Here is an 18,877-nt window from a genome sequence, read left to right as displayed (position 1 = left end):
GGACGGAAATAAAAGGGTAGAACGTCCTAATACCAAAATACTTTCAGATGAGAACCTGCCCCTCCGTGGTTTCTTAGTATGTCCCAAATGTGGTCGCAACCTAACAGGTAGTGCTTCCAAAGGAAGAACAAGCCGTTATTATTACTATCATTGCGTTTCTTCCTGTGGCTTCCGTCAAAAAGCTGAATTAGCCAACGATATTTTTGAAAAGAGTATGCGTCATTTTGCATTAAACGGTACTGCTCAAATAGTGAAAAAACTATTGTTGGACAACTACAAGAAATTCGTGAATAATCCATTTGACGAAAAGAAACAGATTGCACAGGAAATAGATAAACTGAATGCAAGGTTATCAGTAGCACGCAACAAACTGCTATCTGAAATTATTGATGATAAGGAATATCTCGAAATCAAAGATGAATGTAAGAAACGAATTGAAAATCTGGAAGAACAGTTGAGCAAGGACGGTTCTGATACCCAGAAAATCAATATAGATAAGTCTTTGGACAAGGCTTTAAAGTACATAGAAAATATTCCCAAAATGTACCGTGAGGGCGAAATCAACACAAGGAGAGGTATAATTGGTTCGATATTCCCTGAAAAATTGGTGTTTGACGGAAAAACTTATCGAACCGCCCGAATGAACGTAATCGCAAACTATATCTTTCAGATAAACAACGTATTACCCCAAAATAAGAACAGGACAAACGAAAATAAATTTCATTTGTCCTGTTTAGTAGCGGGAACAGGACTCGAACCTGTGACCTTCGGGTTATGAGCCCGACGAGCTACCTACTGCTCTATCCCGCGATGTTTGAGAGTGCAAATATACGACGAAAAATAACAATACCAAAGGATGATGAGTTTTAATTTTAAACCAAAAGGAGAGATGGCTGAATTACAGTTCTTATAAGACTGATTTGGTTATATTTGGGTCTGAAAAAAAACTCAATGGATGTAGTAACTGGTGTTTTAAAGCAATTGGTAGGTGTTTCCGAATGGATAATGCTTGTAATTATTATCGGTGGAGGCTTGTTTCTCGTAGGTTATTCTCGTTTTAAACCCTATCGATATATCAGGCATGCCATAGGAGTAGTGTCTGGAAAGCACGATAAGGGCGGGGAGACAGGAGAGGTGAGTCATTTTCAGGCCTTGGCCTCCGTAGTTGCCGCTACGGTAGGCTTGGGAAATATCTCCGGAGTAGCCATCGCCATTTATTCTGGCGGACCGGGAGTGGTGTTTTGGATGTGGCTTACGGCGATGTTGGGCGCTTGTATTAAATTTTACTCTTGTGGACTCTCGGTGTTGTACCGAGAAGTAGATGAGCAAGGGCAAGTGAAAGCTGGCCCTATGTATTATATGAAGATCGCCTTAGGTAAAAAGGGAAAAATACTGGCGGTGTTTTTCTGTCTCGCTGGTCTGGTCGGAGTGCTTCCGGCCTTTACTGTAAATCAGCTTACACAGACTATAGTAGAGGTTGTAAATCCCGAAAGTTTTTATCAGATAGGAGAGATGAAGTGGAGGTTTATTATCGGTGTCGTTCTTGTGGTGCTTACTTCTATGGTTATTTTTGGCGGACTTAAAAAAATTGTTCGGGTTGCTTCGGCTATGGTACCGTTTATGGTATTGTTGTACTTTTTGTCGGCATTGCTCATCATGGTGCTCAACCCGGATAAGATATGGCCTTCTTTAATGCTGATTTTCCAAGAGGCATTCAATCTTAATACGGCAGTGAACGGCGGTTTGTGGGGACTGGTGCTCATCGGGGTGCAACGAGCAGTGTTCTCTAACGAATCGGGTATAGGTACCGCTCCTATGTATCACGGGCAGTCCAGAACCGACGAGCCTGCCAAAGAAGGATTGGTAGCTATGCTGGGGCCTTTTATAGATACTATTATTGTGTGCTCTATCACAGCTGTTATCATTATTATCAGCGGCGCACATGAAACGACAGAAACCAATGGAATTGTCATGACGTTGAATGCTTTTGAAAAGCTGCTTTTTGGTTATGGTGACGTGCTGCTTATGATCACCGTGTTCGTCTTTGCCATATCTACCTTGTTTACCTATTCGTATTACGGAACCAAGTGCCTTACCTATCTGGGTGGAGAAAAGGTTGGACGCGCCTATAATTATATCTATATTTTCAGTATCATCTTTGTAGCTATGGCATCGGTAGACTTTGTAATCTCTTTGATCGACTTGGCCTTTGCTCTGATGGCCATTCCTAACATGATAGCAGTGTTGTGGCTTGCCCCGGATATGAATAGGGCAATGAATAGTTATTTCGATAAATTGAAAAAAAATTGAAACTCTTGTTTGTTTATCGCAAAAGTCTACTAATTTTGTAGACTATTAAAACACCGTTTAAACTTAATCGAGATGTTGGAAAAGGAATTGGAGCAAATTGAAACAGTTGGGAATAGCTATTACCTCAATTATTTAGACGAGTTGGAATCGGAGGCTATTTATGTGCTTCGCGAGGTATGGGCGCAATTTCAGAATCCGGTGATACTGTTTTCTGGAGGGAAGGACTCCATAGTAGTCACCCATCTTGCGCGAAAGGCATTTTATCCTTCGCGTATCCCTTTTGCCTTGATGCACGTAGATACCGGACATAATTTTCCGGAGACCATAGCATTTAGAGATCGATTGATAGAGCAGCTCGGTGCAAGACTTATTGTGGGGTCGGTACAAGAGTCTATAGATAATGGGCGCGTAGCCGAAGAAAGAGGGAAGAATGCTACTCGCAATGCACTTCAGATAACCACCTTGCTAGACGCTATAGAAGAGCATCGCATAGATTGTGCAATAGGCGGTGGTCGTCGAGATGAGGAAAAAGCGAGGGCAAAAGAGCGTTTCTTTTCGCATCGCGACGATTTCGGACAGTGGGATCCCAAAAATCAACGTCCGGAATTGTGGAACTTATTCAACGGCAAACACTACGAAGGAGAGCACTTTAGAGCCTTCCCTATCAGTAATTGGACCGAGATGGATGTGTGGAATTACATAAAAAGAGAAGGAATACAAATCCCCTCTCTGTATTTTGCTCACGAGAGAGAAGTAGTGTGGCGCAATAATTCGTGGATCCCCAATTCAGAATTTCTCAAGATAGAAGAACACGAAGAGATCGTTTCCAAACGGATTCGTTTCCGTACTCTCGGCGATATCACTATTACCGGAGGTATCGAGTCGGATGCCGATACTGTGGAGAAAATAGCAGAAGAGGTAGCTACCATGAGACAGACAGAAAGGGGTAATCGCTCTGACGACAAACGTTCAGAAACGGCTATGGAAGACCGCAAACGTCAGGGATATTTTTAATTTGGAAAAGCAGAGAATCATGCAACTTGAGAATAGCGAGATATTGAGATTTACTACGGCAGGTAGTGTAGACGACGGAAAGAGCACCTTGATAGGGCGTTTGCTCTACGATTCGAAATCTATTTTTGAAGACCAGCTGCAGGCCATAGAGGCGACCAGTAAGCAAAAAGGACACGATGGGGTAGACCTAGCCCTTTTTACCGATGGACTCCGCGATGAGCGGGAACAAGGTATCACCATAGATGTGGCTTATCGCTATTTTACTACTCCAAAAAGGAAATTTATTATCGCCGATACACCAGGCCATATTCAGTACACCCGGAATATGGTAACCGGAGCTTCTACAGCCAATGCAGCCATTATATTGGTTGATGCCCGTCACGGTGTGATTGAGCAGACTAAAAGGCATGCTTTTATCGCCTCCTTGCTGCAAATACCACATATTATTGTGTGTGTCAATAAAATGGATTTGGTAGATTTTTCAGAGGAAGTGTTCAATAATATAGTAGAGCAATTTAAATCATTCTCCTCCAAACTGGCTGTGAAAGATGTGCATTTCAGACCTATCAGCGCACTTCTCGGCGACAATGTGGTCAACCGTTCTGAAAATATGGACTGGTATACAGGGGCAACCCTCTTACACACTTTAGAAAATATGCATATCAGCAGCGATACCAACAAAATCGATGCACGCTTTCCGGTACAAACCGTATTGCGACCTCAAAGTGAAGAACACCGTGATTACAGAGGGTATGCGGGAAGAATATCGAGTGGTATATTCAGAAAGGGGGATGAGGTAACTATTCTGCCTTCTGGATTTAATTCCAAAATAAAGACGATAGATGCCTTTGAGCAAAGCCTGGAAGAGGCCTTTGCACCCATGTCGGTGTCTATTACCCTCGAAGACGATATCGATATCAGCAGGGGGGATATGATTGTGCGCATTAACAACAAACCCCAGGTAGAACAGGAGCTAGATGTAATGCTGTGTTGGCTTCATGCTCATCCTGCCAAAGCCCGTGCAAAATATATCGTACGCCATACTTCCAATGAACAAAAGGCGATGATACGCGATATATTGTACAAGGTAGATATCAATACTTTTGAAAGAGACGAAGAAGACAAAAATATCGGGATGAACGATATAGTCAAGGTGAGGATGAGAACTACCAAACCTCTGATGTTCGATTCGTATCGGAGCAATCGCATTACAGGAAGCCTTATTCTTATCGATGAGAGTACCAATGAGACCGTGGCTGCGGGTATGATAGTGTAGATTGCAGAGTCTGAGGCTTTATTAGGGCAAGAAGAACGGTTTGATGCTGTGTTTGTGAAATAATTTATTACATTTGGACAGCTAACCGAATACCTATGATAACGCATATTCAAGGAAGACTTGTCGAGAAATACCCTACGCATATTGTTGTAGACTGCAATGGTGTAGGTTACTTCCTCAATATATCCTTATATACCTATTCCCAGATAAGCGGAGAAGAAAACCTGAAACTATTCACTCACCTCCACATACGTGAAGATGCGCATACCCTATTCGGTTTTGCCGACAGGTATGAACGCGATATCTTTCGGTTGTTGATTTCGGTTTCAGGTATAGGTACAAGTACGGCCCGTACTATGCTTTCTTCTCTAAGCCCCGATCAAATAAGAGACGCCATAGCTTCAAATGATGTTCCCGTTATACAGGGAGTGAAAGGCATAGGAGCAAAAACAGCCCAACGGGTGATACTCGACCTCAAGGATAAAGTGCTTAAAATTTACGACCTTGAAGAGAATGTCACATCCCGGAAATACAATAATGGAGAAGAGGCACTATCTGCTCTGGAAGTTCTGGGATTTACCAGAAAGCAGTCGGAAAAGGTGGTGGCAAAGATTACCGGAGAGAATCCGGATTTAAGTGTAGAAGAGATTATCAAGAATGCGCTTAAAATGCTATAAGGATTTTGAGAACAATTACTTATCTGAGACAAATATCCAATATTCTTAGAGGCCTCTTGTGGCTCTTAGCTACATTTGTGGCAGTGTTGGCTACGGCTCAGGAAAATGTAGATCCTGCCACACAAGATTCGGTACAGCCGGCAGGAGTTCTCGGAGAAATCAGATTAAAAACACCGTCTAGTATTCTTTCTCAGTATATCTACGACCCTGTTACAGATATGTATATCTATGCCGAGACCATAGATGGCTTCAATACAGAGCATCCGATAATGCTCACCCCCGAACAGTTTAGAGAGCTGGAGCGCAAAGAGAGTATGAAGCGCTACTTCAGGCAGAAGATGGATGCTATTTCAGGACAAAAGGAAGGGGTAGAAGATGCACAAAAGGATTTGTTGCCCGACTTTTACGTGAATTCCAATTTTTTCGAATCTATCTTCGGAGGTTCTAATATCGATATCGTACCCCAGGGGTCGGTAGCTGTAGATCTCGGTTTGCTTTACAACAGAAATGACAACCCCGCTTTCTCCCCTCGCAATAGGAGTGCCATTACCTTCGATTTCGACCAGAGGATCAGTATGAGTATGCTGGGAAAGGTAGGAGAAAGACTTTCGATTACGGCCAATTACGACACCCAGGCCACTTTTGAGTTTCAGAATCTCATTAAACTGGAATATACCCCTTCTGAAGATGATATTGTTCGTAAAATAGAAGTGGGTAATGTGAGTATGCCTCTCAATAGTTCACTTATATCAGGTGCTCAGAGTCTTTTTGGGGTGAAAACTGAATTACAGTTTGGAAAAACTAGGGTTACCGGAGTGTTTTCAGAACAGCGTTCCGAAGTGCGGTCTGTAGTAGCCCAAGGTGGAGGTACTCTCGAAGATTTTGAGTTTTTTGCACTGGATTACGACGAAGATCGGCATTTCTTTCTATCACACTTCTTTAGAGATCAGTACGACAGAGCTCTTGAGCGCTATCCCTTTATACAGAGCCAGGTTCAGATTACGCGTATCGAGGTGTGGGTAACCAACAGGGGGAGGCGTACCGACAACATACGAAATATAGTGGGGATACAAGACTTGGGAGAAGCCGATCCGGAGAATACGAGAATCAACACTAATGCTCCCGGTGGATTCTTTAATCCCGGCGGGGGTGATTTGCTCCCGCGAAATGAGGCTAATAATTACAACCCTAGAGAAATAGGTGGTAGCTCTGTGCTTACAGAACAGATCAGAGATATGGCCACAGTGCAGTCGGGCTTTGGGGCTGTAAATGCTATAGTAAATCAGGGATACGACTATGCTATACTAGAAAATGCTCAGAAACTTATACAAGGTACCGATTTTACCCTCGATCCTAAACTGGGATATATTTCCCTCAATCAAAAACTCAGCAATGATGAGGTGCTTGCGGTAGCCTTTCAGTACACCTATCGCGGACAGGCATATCAGGTGGGTGAATTTGCCAACGACGGGGTAAATGCTACGGAGTATGAAACTGGGCCTGGAGGACAGGTCATAGCCGTCAACAACCAGACTCTGGTGTTAAAGTTGCTCAAGAGTAATATCACTAATGTATCCGATCCTATATGGGATCTGATGATGAAGAATATCTACGCCACCGGAGCCTATCAACTCAGTCAGGAAGATTTTAAACTCAATATACTTTATACCGATCCTTCTCCGGTCAATTATATCCGCCCGGTAGAAGAGTCTTCATGGCCAACGGGATTAGAAGACCGGATATTGCTGGATGTCTTTAATTTCGACCGCCTCAATTCGTACAATGATCCTCAAAATGGGGGTGATGGTTTCTTTGACTATTATCCCGGAATAACCATAGATCCGCGCAATGGTCGGATTATCTTTACCAAGGTAGAGCCTTTTGGTTCTTATCTACACCAACTCTTGGGGGGCGGTAATTACAATCAGCCCGATACCTACAACCCAAACCAGAAAAAATACGTCTTCCGAAGTATGTACAATCAGACTAAGGCAGCTGCTTTTGAAGATAGTGATAAGAATAAATTTCAGCTCAAGGGAGAGTACAAATCTGAGGGAGGTGAAGGTATTCCTATCGGGGCTTTCAACGTTCCTCAGGGGTCTGTACGGGTAAGTGCAGGAGGAAGAATGCTACAGGAAGGTATAGATTTTACCGTGAACTACCAGACTGGAATGGTCAATATATTGGACGAAGGCCTTAGGACGTCTAATGTGCCCATAGAGGTTTCAGTAGAGAACAATGCCGTGTTTGGAAGGCAAACTCGAAGGTTTGCCGGGGTGAATATCGAGCATCAGTTTAACAAGAATTTTATGTTGGGAGCAACCCTGCTCAATATGAGTGAAAAACCCTTAACTCAAAAGGCTAGTTACGGACTCGAACCGGTAAGCAATACGATATTTGGGTTTAATGGGAATTTCTCTACCGAACTTCCTTTTCTCACCAGATGGGTAAACAAACTCCCAAATATAGATACCGATGTGCCATCCAATCTTTCTGTGAGAGGAGAGATGGCCTATTTGATGCCTGGTTCGCCTAAACACGATAGCTTTCTAGGAGAAACTACTGTATATGTAGACGATTTTGAAGGGGCGCAAACTCTGGTCGATATGAGAACTCCCTTGGCTTGGTCGCTGGCAAGTACTCCCTTAGAGTTCGTCCCTGGAGAGCAACTTTACGGCAGTTCGCCAGACGATCCGGAAAACTTGAAAAACGGTTACCAGCGCTCAAAAATGGCTTGGTATACCATAGATCCCATATTCTATACCTCACAAAAGCCATCGGAGGTGAGCGATGCCGATATCTCGCTCAATGAAACTAGGCGTATTTATATCGATGAGATCTTTCCCGAGGTCGATATTTCACAGGGAGAGACCACGGTACAGGCCACACTAGATCTCGCTTACTATCCCAGAAATAAGGGCCCTTACAACAACAGCCCTGCAGCTGATTTTGAAAGTTTGCCCCCAGAAAACCGATGGGCGGGAATTATGCGCGGACTGACCAGTACCAACTTTGAACAAGGCAATGTGGAATACATTCAGTTTTGGGTGATGGATCCCTATGTTAATGGTATAACAAATAGCGGGCAGGGAGAATTGGTGTTTAACCTCGGAAGTATTTCAGAAGATATTCTCAAAGACGGTAAGAAACAATACGAAAACGGATTGCCAGGAGTGAATAGTAATGAGCTGGTATCGAACACCTCCTGGGGTAAGGTGCCCTCTACCCAATCACTGGTTTATGCATTTGATGCGGATACGGGTAACAGAAGTGTGCAAGACGTAGGGCTCGACGGTTTGGACGATGCTGCTGAAGCTGCTGTCTTTACCAACAACCCAGGCCCCGATCCGGCATTAGACAATTATGAGTACTACCTCAGTGCCGGGGGGAGTATATTAGACAGATATCTGAATTACAATAATCTACAAGGTAATTCACCTGTAAATGTGGGGAATAACGACAGAGGCTCTACTACAGAACCAGACGTAGAAGATGTCAATGGAGATGGTACTATGAATACCGTAAACAGTTATTACGAATACCGAATCCCTATAAAACCCAATATTCAGCGTTCTGATCGCTATGTGTCTGATATCAAAGAGGTAGAGCGTAAAACTCCCGACAATAGAACCACAAAGGCGAGGTGGATACAGTTTAAAATCCCGGTAAGAGAGTTTGACAAGGCGGTAGGCGGAATTTCAGATTTCCGCTCTATGAGCTTTATGCGGATGTATCTCACCGGATTTAACGATGATATCGTATTGCGCTTCGGTACACTAGATCTAGTACGAGGCGACTGGAGAGCCTATACTCGTAGTTTGCAACCGGAGACAGACACCAATCCCGACGACGACGGGACCACGGTAGAGGTGAGTACTGTAAACATAGAGGAAAACGAACAGCGTTCTCCCATACCTTATCGCTTGCCTCCCGGAGTGGAAAGAGAAGAGCTCACCAACAACAATATGGTGGTGCGCCAAAATGAGCAGTCCTTGTCATTTGCCGTTTGTGGTTTGGAAGAACAGGATTCTAGGGGGGTGTATAAAAATGTAGAGATGGATATGAGGCAGTACAAACGACTCAAGATGTTTCTCCATGCCGAAGCTTATAAAAACAACCCGATTAGAGATGGAGAGCTGGTAGCCTTTATCCGAATTGGAACAGATTTTAGTGAAAACTTTTACCAAGCGGAAATTCCGCTTTCAATTACCCGTGCCGGAGCTTCTACTCCCGAAGAAATTTGGCCTGATATCAACAATTTGGACGTGCCTTTTAGCCTGTTTTCAAAAATCAAATCTGCAGGTATAGCCAATGGCTCCCTATCCGAACTGGTTTTTTACGACAGTGAGGCAAACCAGGTTGGGGAATTCGACCCCCGAGAAGCGGGTGAGCTTCGAGTGGGAATAAAGGGAAATCCCTCGCTGGGAAGTGTGAGAGCAATTATGGTAGGGGTTAAGAACATCACCGGAAACAAAGTGTGTGGAGAGGTGTGGTTCAACGAATTGCGGCTGGCAGAACTAGACAATAAGGGAGGGTGGGCAGCCATCGCACAGATCGATGCCAATATTGCAGATTTTGCCAATATCTCGGCTACAGGAAGTAAAAGCACTTCAGGCTTTGGAGCTATAGACCAGAAACCCAACGAGAGAAGCCGTGAAGATGTGGTACAGTACGGGCTCAATACCAATATAAACCTCGGGCAGTTACTCCCTAAAAAGTGGGGAATTCAAATCCCGGTAAACTACAGTGTTTCCGAAGAGTTGATTACTCCCGAATTCGATCCGGTATACGAAGATCTCAAATTGCAAGATCGAATCAATGCCGCCACTACGCAAAGCGAAAAGGACGAGATACGCAATCGGGCTGAAGATTACACTAAGAGGAGGAGTATCAACCTTATCGGGGTGAGGAAAAACAGAGGGGAAGAACAAAAGCAAAGAGTGTACGATATAGAAAACTTTACTTTCAACTATTCTTATAACGAGGTCAACCATCGAGATTTTGAAATAGAAGAACTCCGAGATCAAAATGTGCGAACGGGATTTGTGTACAATTACAATTTCAAACCCTTGGAGATAGCTCCTTTTGAAAAGAAAGATTCCATATTGAGAAGTAAGTATTGGCAATGGCTGAAAGAATTTAATTTTAATCCATTGCCTACTAATATATCAGTCAATTCCAATATAACGCGTAGCTTTAACCAGCAGCGTTTTCGCGGAGTGAATATAGAAGGAGTAAATGCCGACGATCAACTGGAGCTTCCCACCCTTCAACAGCGCAACTTCCTATTCGATTGGCAATATACCATCAATTACAATCTCACCAGATCGCTGAGACTCAATTTTACCGCGTCGAATTACAATATAGTGAGGAATTACTACGATATGGACGATGCCGGCAATCGAATCATGAGGGAAGAAATGGATATATGGGACGGATTTTGGAATACGGGCGACCCCAACCGACATACGCAGCAATTGCAACTCAGCTATGAATTTCCATTCAACAAAATCCCCTTTCTCAATTTTATAGAAGGGAACTATACCTATACCGGCGATTTCGACTGGCAACGGGGGAATGACGTGATCAATGAGGTGGCAGGGGAGCAGGTAAATACCGTACAGAATGCTTCGACTCATGTGCTCAATGCCTCTCTAGGTATGGATCGGTTGTATAGCTACCTCGGTGTTAAAAATGACTCTCAGTCTGATTCTAGAACACGGCGACGACGGGTGGGCGCCGCTACCGAAGAGGAGCAGGTAGAAAAAGAAAGTATAGGTAAACGCCTTGGAAATATCGGTGTCGACTTACTCACTATGGTCAAGCGTATGGACATAAGCTATACCGATAACCGCGGTAAGGTACTTCCCGGATACACCGAGTCTATCGGGTTTATCGGAACCTTAAGACCTTCGTGGGGCTTTGTGTTTGGAAGCCAGTCTGATATTCGTTACGAGGCAGCCAGAAGGGGATGGCTTACCCGTTTTCCCGATCTCAACCAGCAATATATGGAGCGCAACAGCACTCAACTCAATATTACCGCCAATTTGGAGCCGACTTCCGATTTGATGATAGATCTCGTAGCCGACAGGCAGTATGCAGATAGTTATGCCGAAAATTTCCAGGTTTCGGAAGCGGGAGGGGTTTATGAGTACGAAAGCCTCCTGGGGAATAAATACGGAGATTTTTCTATATCTACCGTATTGATAAAAACCGCCTTTAGCAAAAGTGACGATATAAATTCGGAAACTTTTGAAACCTTTAGAGAAAACCGTATGACTATCGCTCGACGTTTGGCACAGCGCGATGGTATTGACCTAAATGACGCAGCCAATCTCGATGAAGAAGGTTACCCCAAAGGATATGGGAAAAACAACCAATCGGTATTGCTCCCAGCTTTTATGGCGGCCTACTCAGGAAAAAGTGCCGACAAGGTAGGATTGGGAGTTTTTAAGAATATACCCATACCTAACTGGAATATTAAATATACCGGATTGATGCGATTGGACTGGTTTAAAACCCACTTCCGACGTTTTTCGTTGGGGCATGGATATCGAGCGAGTTACAGTGTAAACTCTTTCCGCTCTAATCTGGAGTACGACAAGAGAAACCCTTTGAAAACCGATCAGTCTGGAAATTTTCTCAACGAGTTGTTGTACACCAATGTGACCCTAGTAGAGCAATTCAATCCGCTGATAAGAGTGGATTTCGAAATGAAAAACTCTGTGAGTATACAGGCAGAGGTAAAAAAAGACCGAGCACTTTCGCTGAGTTTCGACAACAATTTGCTCACCGAGACCACCGGGAAGGAATATCTTTTGGGATTGGGATATCGATTTAATCAGGTGCCTTTTACTACCAGTATTGGAGGAACAAGACAGACGCTTAAGGGCGATATCAATCTCAAGGCCGACCTGTCCCTCAGAGATAATATCACCATTATCAGAAACCTCGACCTCGACAACAATCAAATCACTTCTGGGCAGAAAATATGGAGTATACGCTTTACGGCTGATTATGCCTTGACCAAAAATTTTACCGCCCTGTTCTTTTACGATCACACTTTTTCTAAATATGCCATTTCTACGGCATTTCCTCAAACCACTATACGATCGGGGGTTACCTTGCGTTATAATTTCGGAAACTGATAGTTGTAAGAAAGACCATGTGTCGCTGTGATGAAATGAAAAATCGCAAGTTGTATAGGGTGTAAACAGTGGAGGTTTTGGCTGTTTTATTACTTCTGTATTTTACTCGGGTAAGTTTTGGAGGGAAATAGTTTAAAAGTTACATTTGCGATACAAATTATAACATAATATTTAAATTGTAATGAATATACCATCTGACTTGAAGTACACCAAAGACCACGAGTGGGTAAAGGTAGAAGGCGATATCGCCACAGTAGGAATCACCGATTTTGCACAGAGTGAATTGGGAGATATTGTTTATGTGGAGGTTGAGACCCTCGATGAAACCTTAGACAGAGAAGAGGTGTTTGGTACTGTAGAGGCAGTAAAGACGGTATCCGATCTCTTTTTGCCACTTTCTGGTGAGATTGTGGAGTTTAACGAAGCCTTGGAAGAGGCTCCAGAAAAGGTGAATTCCGATCCTTATCACGAAGGATGGATGATAAAAATTAAGATTAGTGATCCGGGAGAAGTAGAAGATCTTCTGGATAGTGAAGCGTATAAAGAATTGATTGGAGCTTAGGAAAGACATAGTCACTTTTTTTGGACTGCTATGGGCTTTGATAATAGTGGTATTGAGCCTTATGCCCCCGTCGGATATTCCGTCTTCTGAGTTGTTCTTTCCACATATAGACAAGGTAGTACACTTTTGTTTTTACTACATTTTCTTTATACTGTGGTATTACATCTTGAATAAAGGAGGGTTCTCAATAATTAGAAAACGTCCCGTAATAATATCTCTCCTAATATCGCTTTTGTTTGGTACAGTTGTTGAGGTTTTACAGTACATCATGAATGTCGGCAGATCGGGTGATGCTTTAGATGCTTTGGCCAATGCTGTCGGTGCTGTATGCGGTTTTTGTACTGTTATTCTGATTAATGCCTTAAACAAGGGGTTAAAAAGGAAAAATTAATTGTTACTGTTTAAAATAAATAATTAAATTAGCGACCGGGAAAGTATTTTCGGGAGACATTACTGTTTTTCCGATCGATTGAATCGGAGAGGCAGTAATACTGGAATAACCTTAATCACAAAGAAAAAATTAAATCAATGGAACCTAAAAAAAATCCAAAAGCCGATCTCACCAGAAACAGCGGGCTCTATTTTGCCATAGGGTTAGCCGTTGTACTGTTTTTAACTTGGCAGGGGTTGGAATGGAAAAAGTATGACAAGGATGAGGCGTTCACCTACAAGATGAACGTAGATGATGATCTGGACGAGGAAATTCCGATTACAGAGATGTTAAAGACACCACCGCCACCACCGCCGCCACCACCAAAAGCTCCTGAAGTTATCGAAGTGGTTGAGGATGATGAAGAGATTGTGGAAGACGTGATAGAAACTACCGAAACTGATCAGCAGCAAGAAGTTGCCGAAGTAGCGGAAATCGCGGAAGTAGAAGAGCCTGTAGATGTAGATGTCCCTTTTGCAGTTATTGAAGATGTTCCTGTTTTCCCCGGATGTGAGAATGCTAAAGATCAGAGAGCGTGCTTTCAAGAAATGATGCAAAAGCATATCCGCAAGCATTTCCGTTACCCTGAAATCTCTCAAGAAATGGGAGTTCAAGGACGTGTAGCGGTGATGTTTACCATCGATACAGATGGTAGTATCACCAATGTGAAAATGCGTGGCCCGGATAAAAACCTAGAAAAAGAAGCTGCTCGTATTATCAGTAAGCTTCCCAAAATGACTCCAGGAAAGCAAAGAGGCCGTCCGGTAAGAGTTCCCTTTAGTATCCCGATAACATTCAGACTACAGTAGTAATAAGCTGTGATAATCATATAAAAAACCCGTTCCGAAAGGAGCGGGTTTTTTTGTTAGCTAATCTGATTTATTTTTTACTCTTAAACGAAGTCCATCCAGTTGCTTCGGTCTTGATAATCGTCTAGTACGCGAGTTCCCTTGTGGTGATGCATCAAGTGAACAAGGGTCGATATTTCCTGTTGAACTACCTGAATACAATTTTCAGTGAGCTCTTGGTTAAAACCGGAATTGTTGAGGTCTAGTACATCGTTTAGCGAAACGATACGAGCCATTATTTTGCCCAATTCTATCGACTTTCGCTGAGATAATGTGCCATCTATATTAAAGTCGAGCTCTTTTTTCAATACTTCAAAAGCCATTTTAGTGTCAGCTTTCTTGCTGACATAAGTGCCAAAATGAGCGGTTTTAAACCTCTTCATTTCCTTGAGTACAATATCTGATATTTGGGTGTAGAGCATCTCGTTAGAGCCTTCAAATATACGGAAGGGTCGGCTGTCCATAATCCCTCTTCCTCCAATGTGACTTATCCGGTATCCTTTGGCTCCCGACAATTGTACATAGGTCTGTGCAGCATCCTGCATCAGGTCGGTTACCAGTGCTTTCATACTGTTGGCAAGCAATCCAGAAGTGGCTACATCGTGGTCTATGCCACTTATTTGAGTACTTCTAGCACACATGGCCGAACAAATGGTGTAAGAAGACTGTATACGAGACAATTGGTATTGCACTTGGTCCATTGAAAACAAGTTCGAATTGCCAATCATTCGCCCTTTGCAGTGTGCAATGGCATCGTCCATTAACCTTTGTAAGAATCCCATAGCCATACCCGGGAATTGCATTCTGCTTCGATGGAGTATGTCGAGCATCATTTTAAGCCCGGTAGACTTAGGTTGAAGTTTGTTTTGTCCGGGAACTTTGATGTCAATTTCATTTAGACCGTAGGGAATCATATAGAGCCCGGCATTGTCAAAATACTCCAATACCTTTATCTTTTGTTCGGGTTTAGATTCGTCCGTGACAAAGAAGTCGATATCCCGCGCCAGTTCGCCTTCCTCATTCATGAATCTTGAAGTGACCAACCAGTATTTTGCCATACCCGTAAGTCCCTGCCAATGTTTGAGTCCTTTTATAGCATAATCGTCCCCTATCTGTTTGTTAAAGGTCTTCATGTTAAGAGCATCACTGCCGTGGCTAGGTTCTGTAATCATCAATCCACCCATAGCGCCATCCTCGAGAAAGCTTTTGTAAATTTCCGGCTTTATAGCATCCTTTCCGTATTTTGCAAGTGGCTCCAAGAAAAGAGCGATATTGATTCCAAAAGTGAGCGAAAGAGGGAGCGATTGATAGGAAGCCGTGGATAACAAGCCGAGACATTCCTTTACCAATACACCTCTTCCTCCGTATTCTTGTGGAATAGCCACCGAAAGTGGTTTGAGTTTCATAATATCTTTCCAAATCTTGGTAGGTAAACCCCGAGATAAACTCAGTTGGTTGATGTCTGCAGTTTTGTTGAATATCATATCAAGAGAGTCCGCGAAGTTCTTGAGGAACTCCTGATATGGAAGGTTTGAGGAAGAAAGAGATGATGTAAAACTCATATAGAATGTTGTTTATGAAAAATTTGGCTAGTATTTTCAAGCATTGCAATAAAAGAAAAAATAAGCTAAGAGCCATAAAATAAACGAAAAAAATGCATTTATTTCCACAAACACAAACCTTTGTGATATCTAGTATTGCTTAGTTTAAGATATAGGTGTATTTAAGTTGTTAATTTTGAGTTTGTTGTCTTTTTGAAAGAAAATTTCACAAACCGTATAGTTAGTGAAAAGTTCTTGTTTATAAGCTATTCATTTCAATGGGCATACAACATCCAAAATGAGTGAGCGTCAGCAGCTAAAAACTCTTTTTTTAGAGTATTTACAGACACTCAATTCAGCTGTTGTAGGCCGCCTATTTAATGACAAAAGTGTCGTTGGTCGTATCTGCATCCATAAAAATGCCGCCTTCCAGATTTACTTTTACAATGTCTTTTATGTTTAGGGTAATCACACTGCGTTCAGGGTCGGCTTCCCAAATAGTGGGGGTCTGATGGAATTCTCTTGTCTTTCCATCTCTGTCGGTAACCACTACGCTAACCGGAGCTGGCATACCTCCTCGATTTTCCAGGCTTACGTTGAGAATGTCTCCTTTGTACGAGGCATCGGCTATGGCGATATCTATATAGCCGTTGCTGAAAAACCAGCGATTCCAAAACCAGTCGAGATCTTTGCCTGTAATATCGTTAAACGAATAGAAGAAGTCCCACGGCATAGGATGTTTGCCATTCCAGCGATCCATATAGCCCTTTAGTGCCTTGCTGAATTCTGTATCGCCTAGATAGTCTTTCAGTGCGAGATATGCCAGAGCCGATTTTCCATAGGCATTGACCCCGATAGAAGCACCGCTCAGTGTATTCAGCGGGGTTATTATAGGGATTTGGTACTCCATATCGGCCTTAGTCATCCATCTTTCTACTCGGAATTTTTTAAAGTTTTCAGAGGCTTTTTCCTCTCCTAGATTGTGTATGCTAATCAGATACTCTAAGGTGGTGGCCCAGCCCTCATCCATAAAGCCGAAACGGGTTTCGTTAATCCCCATATAGAAAGGAAAATAGGTGTGTGCGATTTCGTGCTCTACCACAAAGCGTGCGAAGTCCGGATCGGGAAAGGAGTTGTCGTTTACCATCATCGGGTATTCCATATCGGCAAAACCGCGCACTATTGTAGATTTGGAAAAAGGATAGGGCACGCCGGGATAATTGTTTGAAAACCACTCTAGAGCATTTTTTCCGTAGTTTACCATTTCCTTAAAATCTTCCGAAGGTTCGTCGTAGGCGGCTTGTACACTTGCTCTACGACCGGTTTTTGCGTCTACCACTACACTTCCGGCATCCCAGAGGTAATGGTCGCTTAGCGCAATGGCAATATCGGTGATATTGTCTGCTTTCCACTTCCAGGTATTGCCGGGGTTCTGTGGTGTTACCTCACGGTTTTCAAGCTCTTTTTTTGTAGCGATGTGTATCACCTCATCCGAGGCCATAGACTCCTGCAGCCGTTTTGCGTATTTCGGTTGTAGTACTTCATCTGGATTTTGAAGGTCGCCCGTAGCCCATACGATATAGTTGGGCGGTACGGTTACGGAAAAGCTGTAGTCGTTAAAATCATTGTATAGCTCCTGCCTACCACTAAATATCATGGTGTCCCATCCGCGATAGTCGTCGTATACTGCCACTCGTGGAAAAAAGTAGGCCAAGAAGAAAGTAGTTTCGTCTATGGCTCCCTCTCTTCCACTTTGTACAGACATATCAAAGTGCCAATCGATATCCAACGTTATACTTTCTCCTGGAAGTAGCGGACTGGCCAATGTTATCATTTTGTTAGTGCCGTCGTTTTCATCTGTCCATTCCCGCTCTACTCCATTTTCGACATAGCGGTCTATGTGCATACCCGAGGTCAGGTAATCGGGAGAAGTTTGCCCCGAACGAGGAGCTTCAGGCTTGTGTTGGTTTAGAAATAGCTTGAAATTTAGTGTTTTAAGTGTATCCGGACTTTGGTTGGTGTACACTATGGTCTCACTGCCCTTTACATTTCGGTCGGGTGGATTTACAATGAGGTCTATGTGGTATACCCCCTTGTTTTGCCAGTAGTTGGTGCCGGGTTTTCCGTCTTTGCTGCGGCTATTGTTTTTATAGGCTTGTTGTACATCGCGAGGAATATAGAGTTCCTGAGCGTGTATGCTCCATAGAAATACCGATAGCAAAGCGGTAAGTAGAAGATGTCGGTTCATACAAAAAAGGGTTATTTGTTAGGAAGAGTCGTGTAAGATAGTAAATGTGTCATTCTTCACAAAAATAGTTATTCCAGCACCTCTTCCAAAAACATCAGGGTGTGTTTCCAGGCTCTTTTGGCCATGATTTCGTTGTATTCGGGAGATTCGGGATTGGTAAAGGTGTGGCCGCTGTTGGCGTAGGTGATAATCTGCCAGTCGGCATTGCCGTCGTTGAGCTCTTTGATCAAGGCGTTGTAGTCCTCGGGAGTTACTCCTCTGTCGTCGGCAGGGTTTTCTATTAGTACTTTGGTGCTAATCGCTCCATTAGGCCGGCTTTTGTCCTTGCCTAGTCCGCCGTGAATACTAATCACTCCCTGTACCGGGAAACCAGCTCTCATAACTTCTAGCGTACCCGTGCCACCAAAGCAATAGCCGATCACTGCAATCTTATTTGCATTTGCTCCTTCTTTTTTTAGTTGCTCAAGCGCCAGTGAAATACGGTGCTGATAGGCTTTGTAATCACTTTTGTATCTACTGGAAATCTCGGCTGCAGCACTATTGTCTTTAGGAATATTTCTCTTGCCATATATATCGGCTATAAAGGCGATATATCCTGCTTTTTCCAAGTCTAAGGCGGCCGTCTTGGCCTCGTTATCTATCCCCTTCCAGGCGGGTAGTATCAGTACTCCAGGTAGGTTTTTACCTCTGTTGGAAGTGACTAATCCGTCGAGTTGTTGATCACCGTCTTTATAGGTGACGGTTTTGAGGTCTTGTGAGTAGCTCATTGCAGTAAATATCGTTAAAGAGAACAGGCTTAATAGTGTGTTTTTCATGAGATCAG

At 43.2% G+C, this 18,877-nt stretch carries 12 protein-coding genes and 1 tRNA gene; 9 read left to right on the top strand and 4 right to left on the bottom strand.

The annotated features are described in order from the left end of the window. The first annotated feature begins 37 nt into the window (after positions 1–37). Entirely contained in the window at positions 38–778 is a 741-nt protein-coding gene (locus tag ACYZZR_RS12080; protein WP_461534266.1) for a recombinase zinc ribbon domain-containing protein, read from the top strand. On the opposite strand, the gene ACYZZR_RS12075 is transcribed toward ACYZZR_RS12080, so the two are convergent. Then, positions 738–810 (bottom strand) — tRNA-Met (locus tag ACYZZR_RS12075). The genes ACYZZR_RS12080 and ACYZZR_RS12075 overlap by 41 nt on opposite strands. 141 nt (positions 811–951) lie before the next feature. Here ACYZZR_RS12075 and ACYZZR_RS12070 point away from each other — a divergent pair. The 8 genes from ACYZZR_RS12070 to ACYZZR_RS12035 all read left to right on the top strand — a co-directional run bounded on the left by ACYZZR_RS12070 (position 952) and on the right by ACYZZR_RS12035 (position 14,226). After that, positions 952–2,310 (top strand): alanine/glycine:cation symporter family protein, encoded by a 1,359-nt coding sequence (locus tag ACYZZR_RS12070; RefSeq protein ID WP_461534263.1) that lies wholly within the window; start codon positions 952–954, stop codon positions 2,308–2,310. 72 nt (positions 2,311–2,382) lie between these two features. Further along, on the top strand, positions 2,383–3,324 hold the full coding sequence (cysD, locus tag ACYZZR_RS12065; RefSeq protein WP_461534262.1) for a sulfate adenylyltransferase subunit CysD: 942 nt from the start codon (positions 2,383–2,385) through the stop codon (positions 3,322–3,324). A 19-nt stretch (positions 3,325–3,343) separates the two neighbouring features. Next, complete coding sequence (locus ACYZZR_RS12060; RefSeq protein WP_461534261.1) at positions 3,344–4,600, top strand: sulfate adenylyltransferase subunit 1; 1,257 nt, start codon at positions 3,344–3,346, stop codon at positions 4,598–4,600. Between the two features lie 95 nt (positions 4,601–4,695). After that, positions 4,696–5,277: a Holliday junction branch migration protein RuvA gene (ruvA, locus tag ACYZZR_RS12055; RefSeq protein ID WP_461534260.1), complete on the top strand. Its 582-nt coding sequence runs from the start codon at positions 4,696–4,698 to the stop codon at positions 5,275–5,277. A 32-nt stretch (positions 5,278–5,309) separates the two neighbouring features. Continuing rightward, positions 5,310–12,425, top strand: coding sequence for a T9SS outer membrane translocon Sov/SprA (gene sov / locus ACYZZR_RS12050; protein WP_461534265.1), 7,116 nt, complete (start codon positions 5,310–5,312; stop codon positions 12,423–12,425). 181 nt (positions 12,426–12,606) lie between these two features. Next, complete coding sequence (gene gcvH, locus ACYZZR_RS12045; RefSeq protein ID WP_461534259.1) at positions 12,607–12,987, top strand: glycine cleavage system protein GcvH; 381 nt, start codon at positions 12,607–12,609, stop codon at positions 12,985–12,987. A gap of 61 nt (positions 12,988–13,048) precedes the next feature. Then, complete coding sequence (locus ACYZZR_RS12040) at positions 13,049–13,378, top strand: VanZ family protein (protein WP_461534264.1); 330 nt, start codon at positions 13,049–13,051, stop codon at positions 13,376–13,378. A 137-nt stretch (positions 13,379–13,515) separates the two neighbouring features. Beyond that, positions 13,516–14,226 (top strand): energy transducer TonB, encoded by a 711-nt coding sequence (locus ACYZZR_RS12035; protein ID WP_461534258.1) that lies wholly within the window; start codon positions 13,516–13,518, stop codon positions 14,224–14,226. Positions 14,227–14,309: 83 nt separating this feature from the next. Here the strand turns inward: ACYZZR_RS12035 and ACYZZR_RS12030 are convergent, their stop codons facing one another. The 3 genes from ACYZZR_RS12030 to ACYZZR_RS12020 all read right to left on the bottom strand — a co-directional run bounded on the left by ACYZZR_RS12030 (position 14,310) and on the right by ACYZZR_RS12020 (position 18,869). Next, entirely contained in the window at positions 14,310–15,827 is a 1,518-nt protein-coding gene (locus tag ACYZZR_RS12030; protein ID WP_461534257.1) for an acyl-CoA dehydrogenase family protein, read from the bottom strand. Positions 15,828–16,179: 352 nt separating this feature from the next. Then, positions 16,180–18,054 (bottom strand): M1 family metallopeptidase, encoded by a 1,875-nt coding sequence (locus tag ACYZZR_RS12025; protein WP_461534256.1) that lies wholly within the window; start codon positions 18,052–18,054, stop codon positions 16,180–16,182. Positions 18,055–18,122: 68 nt separating this feature from the next. Then, a complete protein-coding gene (locus ACYZZR_RS12020; protein ID WP_461534255.1) occupies positions 18,123–18,869 on the bottom strand; it encodes a dienelactone hydrolase family protein in 747 nt (248 codons plus the stop codon). Positions 18,870–18,877: the final 8 nt, after the last annotated feature.

The sequence above is a fragment of the Sinomicrobium sp. genome, assembly GCA_029266035.1.
Taxonomy (GTDB): Bacteria; Bacteroidota; Bacteroidia; order Flavobacteriales; family Flavobacteriaceae; genus Sinomicrobium.
Note: the sequence above shows the minus strand (reverse complement) of the source record. Positions and strands in the feature narration are given on the sequence as shown.

Coding starts and splice junctions, on each gene's coding strand:
- ACYZZR_RS12030 (WP_461534257.1), bottom strand. CDS start 15,827: ATGAGTTTTACATCATCTCTTTCTTCCTCAAACCTTCCATATCAGGAG.
- ACYZZR_RS12070 (WP_461534263.1), top strand. CDS start 952: ATGGATGTAGTAACTGGTGTTTTAAAGCAATTGGTAGGTGTTTCCGAA.
- ACYZZR_RS12035 (WP_461534258.1), top strand. CDS start 13,516: ATGGAACCTAAAAAAAATCCAAAAGCCGATCTCACCAGAAACAGCGGG.
- ACYZZR_RS12020 (WP_461534255.1), bottom strand. CDS start 18,869: ATGAAAAACACACTATTAAGCCTGTTCTCTTTAACGATATTTACTGCA.
- ACYZZR_RS12040 (WP_461534264.1), top strand. CDS start 13,049: ATGCCCCCGTCGGATATTCCGTCTTCTGAGTTGTTCTTTCCACATATA.
- gcvH (WP_461534259.1), top strand. CDS start 12,607: ATGAATATACCATCTGACTTGAAGTACACCAAAGACCACGAGTGGGTA.
- ACYZZR_RS12025 (WP_461534256.1), bottom strand. CDS start 18,054: ATGAACCGACATCTTCTACTTACCGCTTTGCTATCGGTATTTCTATGG.
- ACYZZR_RS12060 (WP_461534261.1), top strand. CDS start 3,344: ATGCAACTTGAGAATAGCGAGATATTGAGATTTACTACGGCAGGTAGT.
- ruvA (WP_461534260.1), top strand. CDS start 4,696: ATGATAACGCATATTCAAGGAAGACTTGTCGAGAAATACCCTACGCAT.
- cysD (WP_461534262.1), top strand. CDS start 2,383: ATGTTGGAAAAGGAATTGGAGCAAATTGAAACAGTTGGGAATAGCTAT.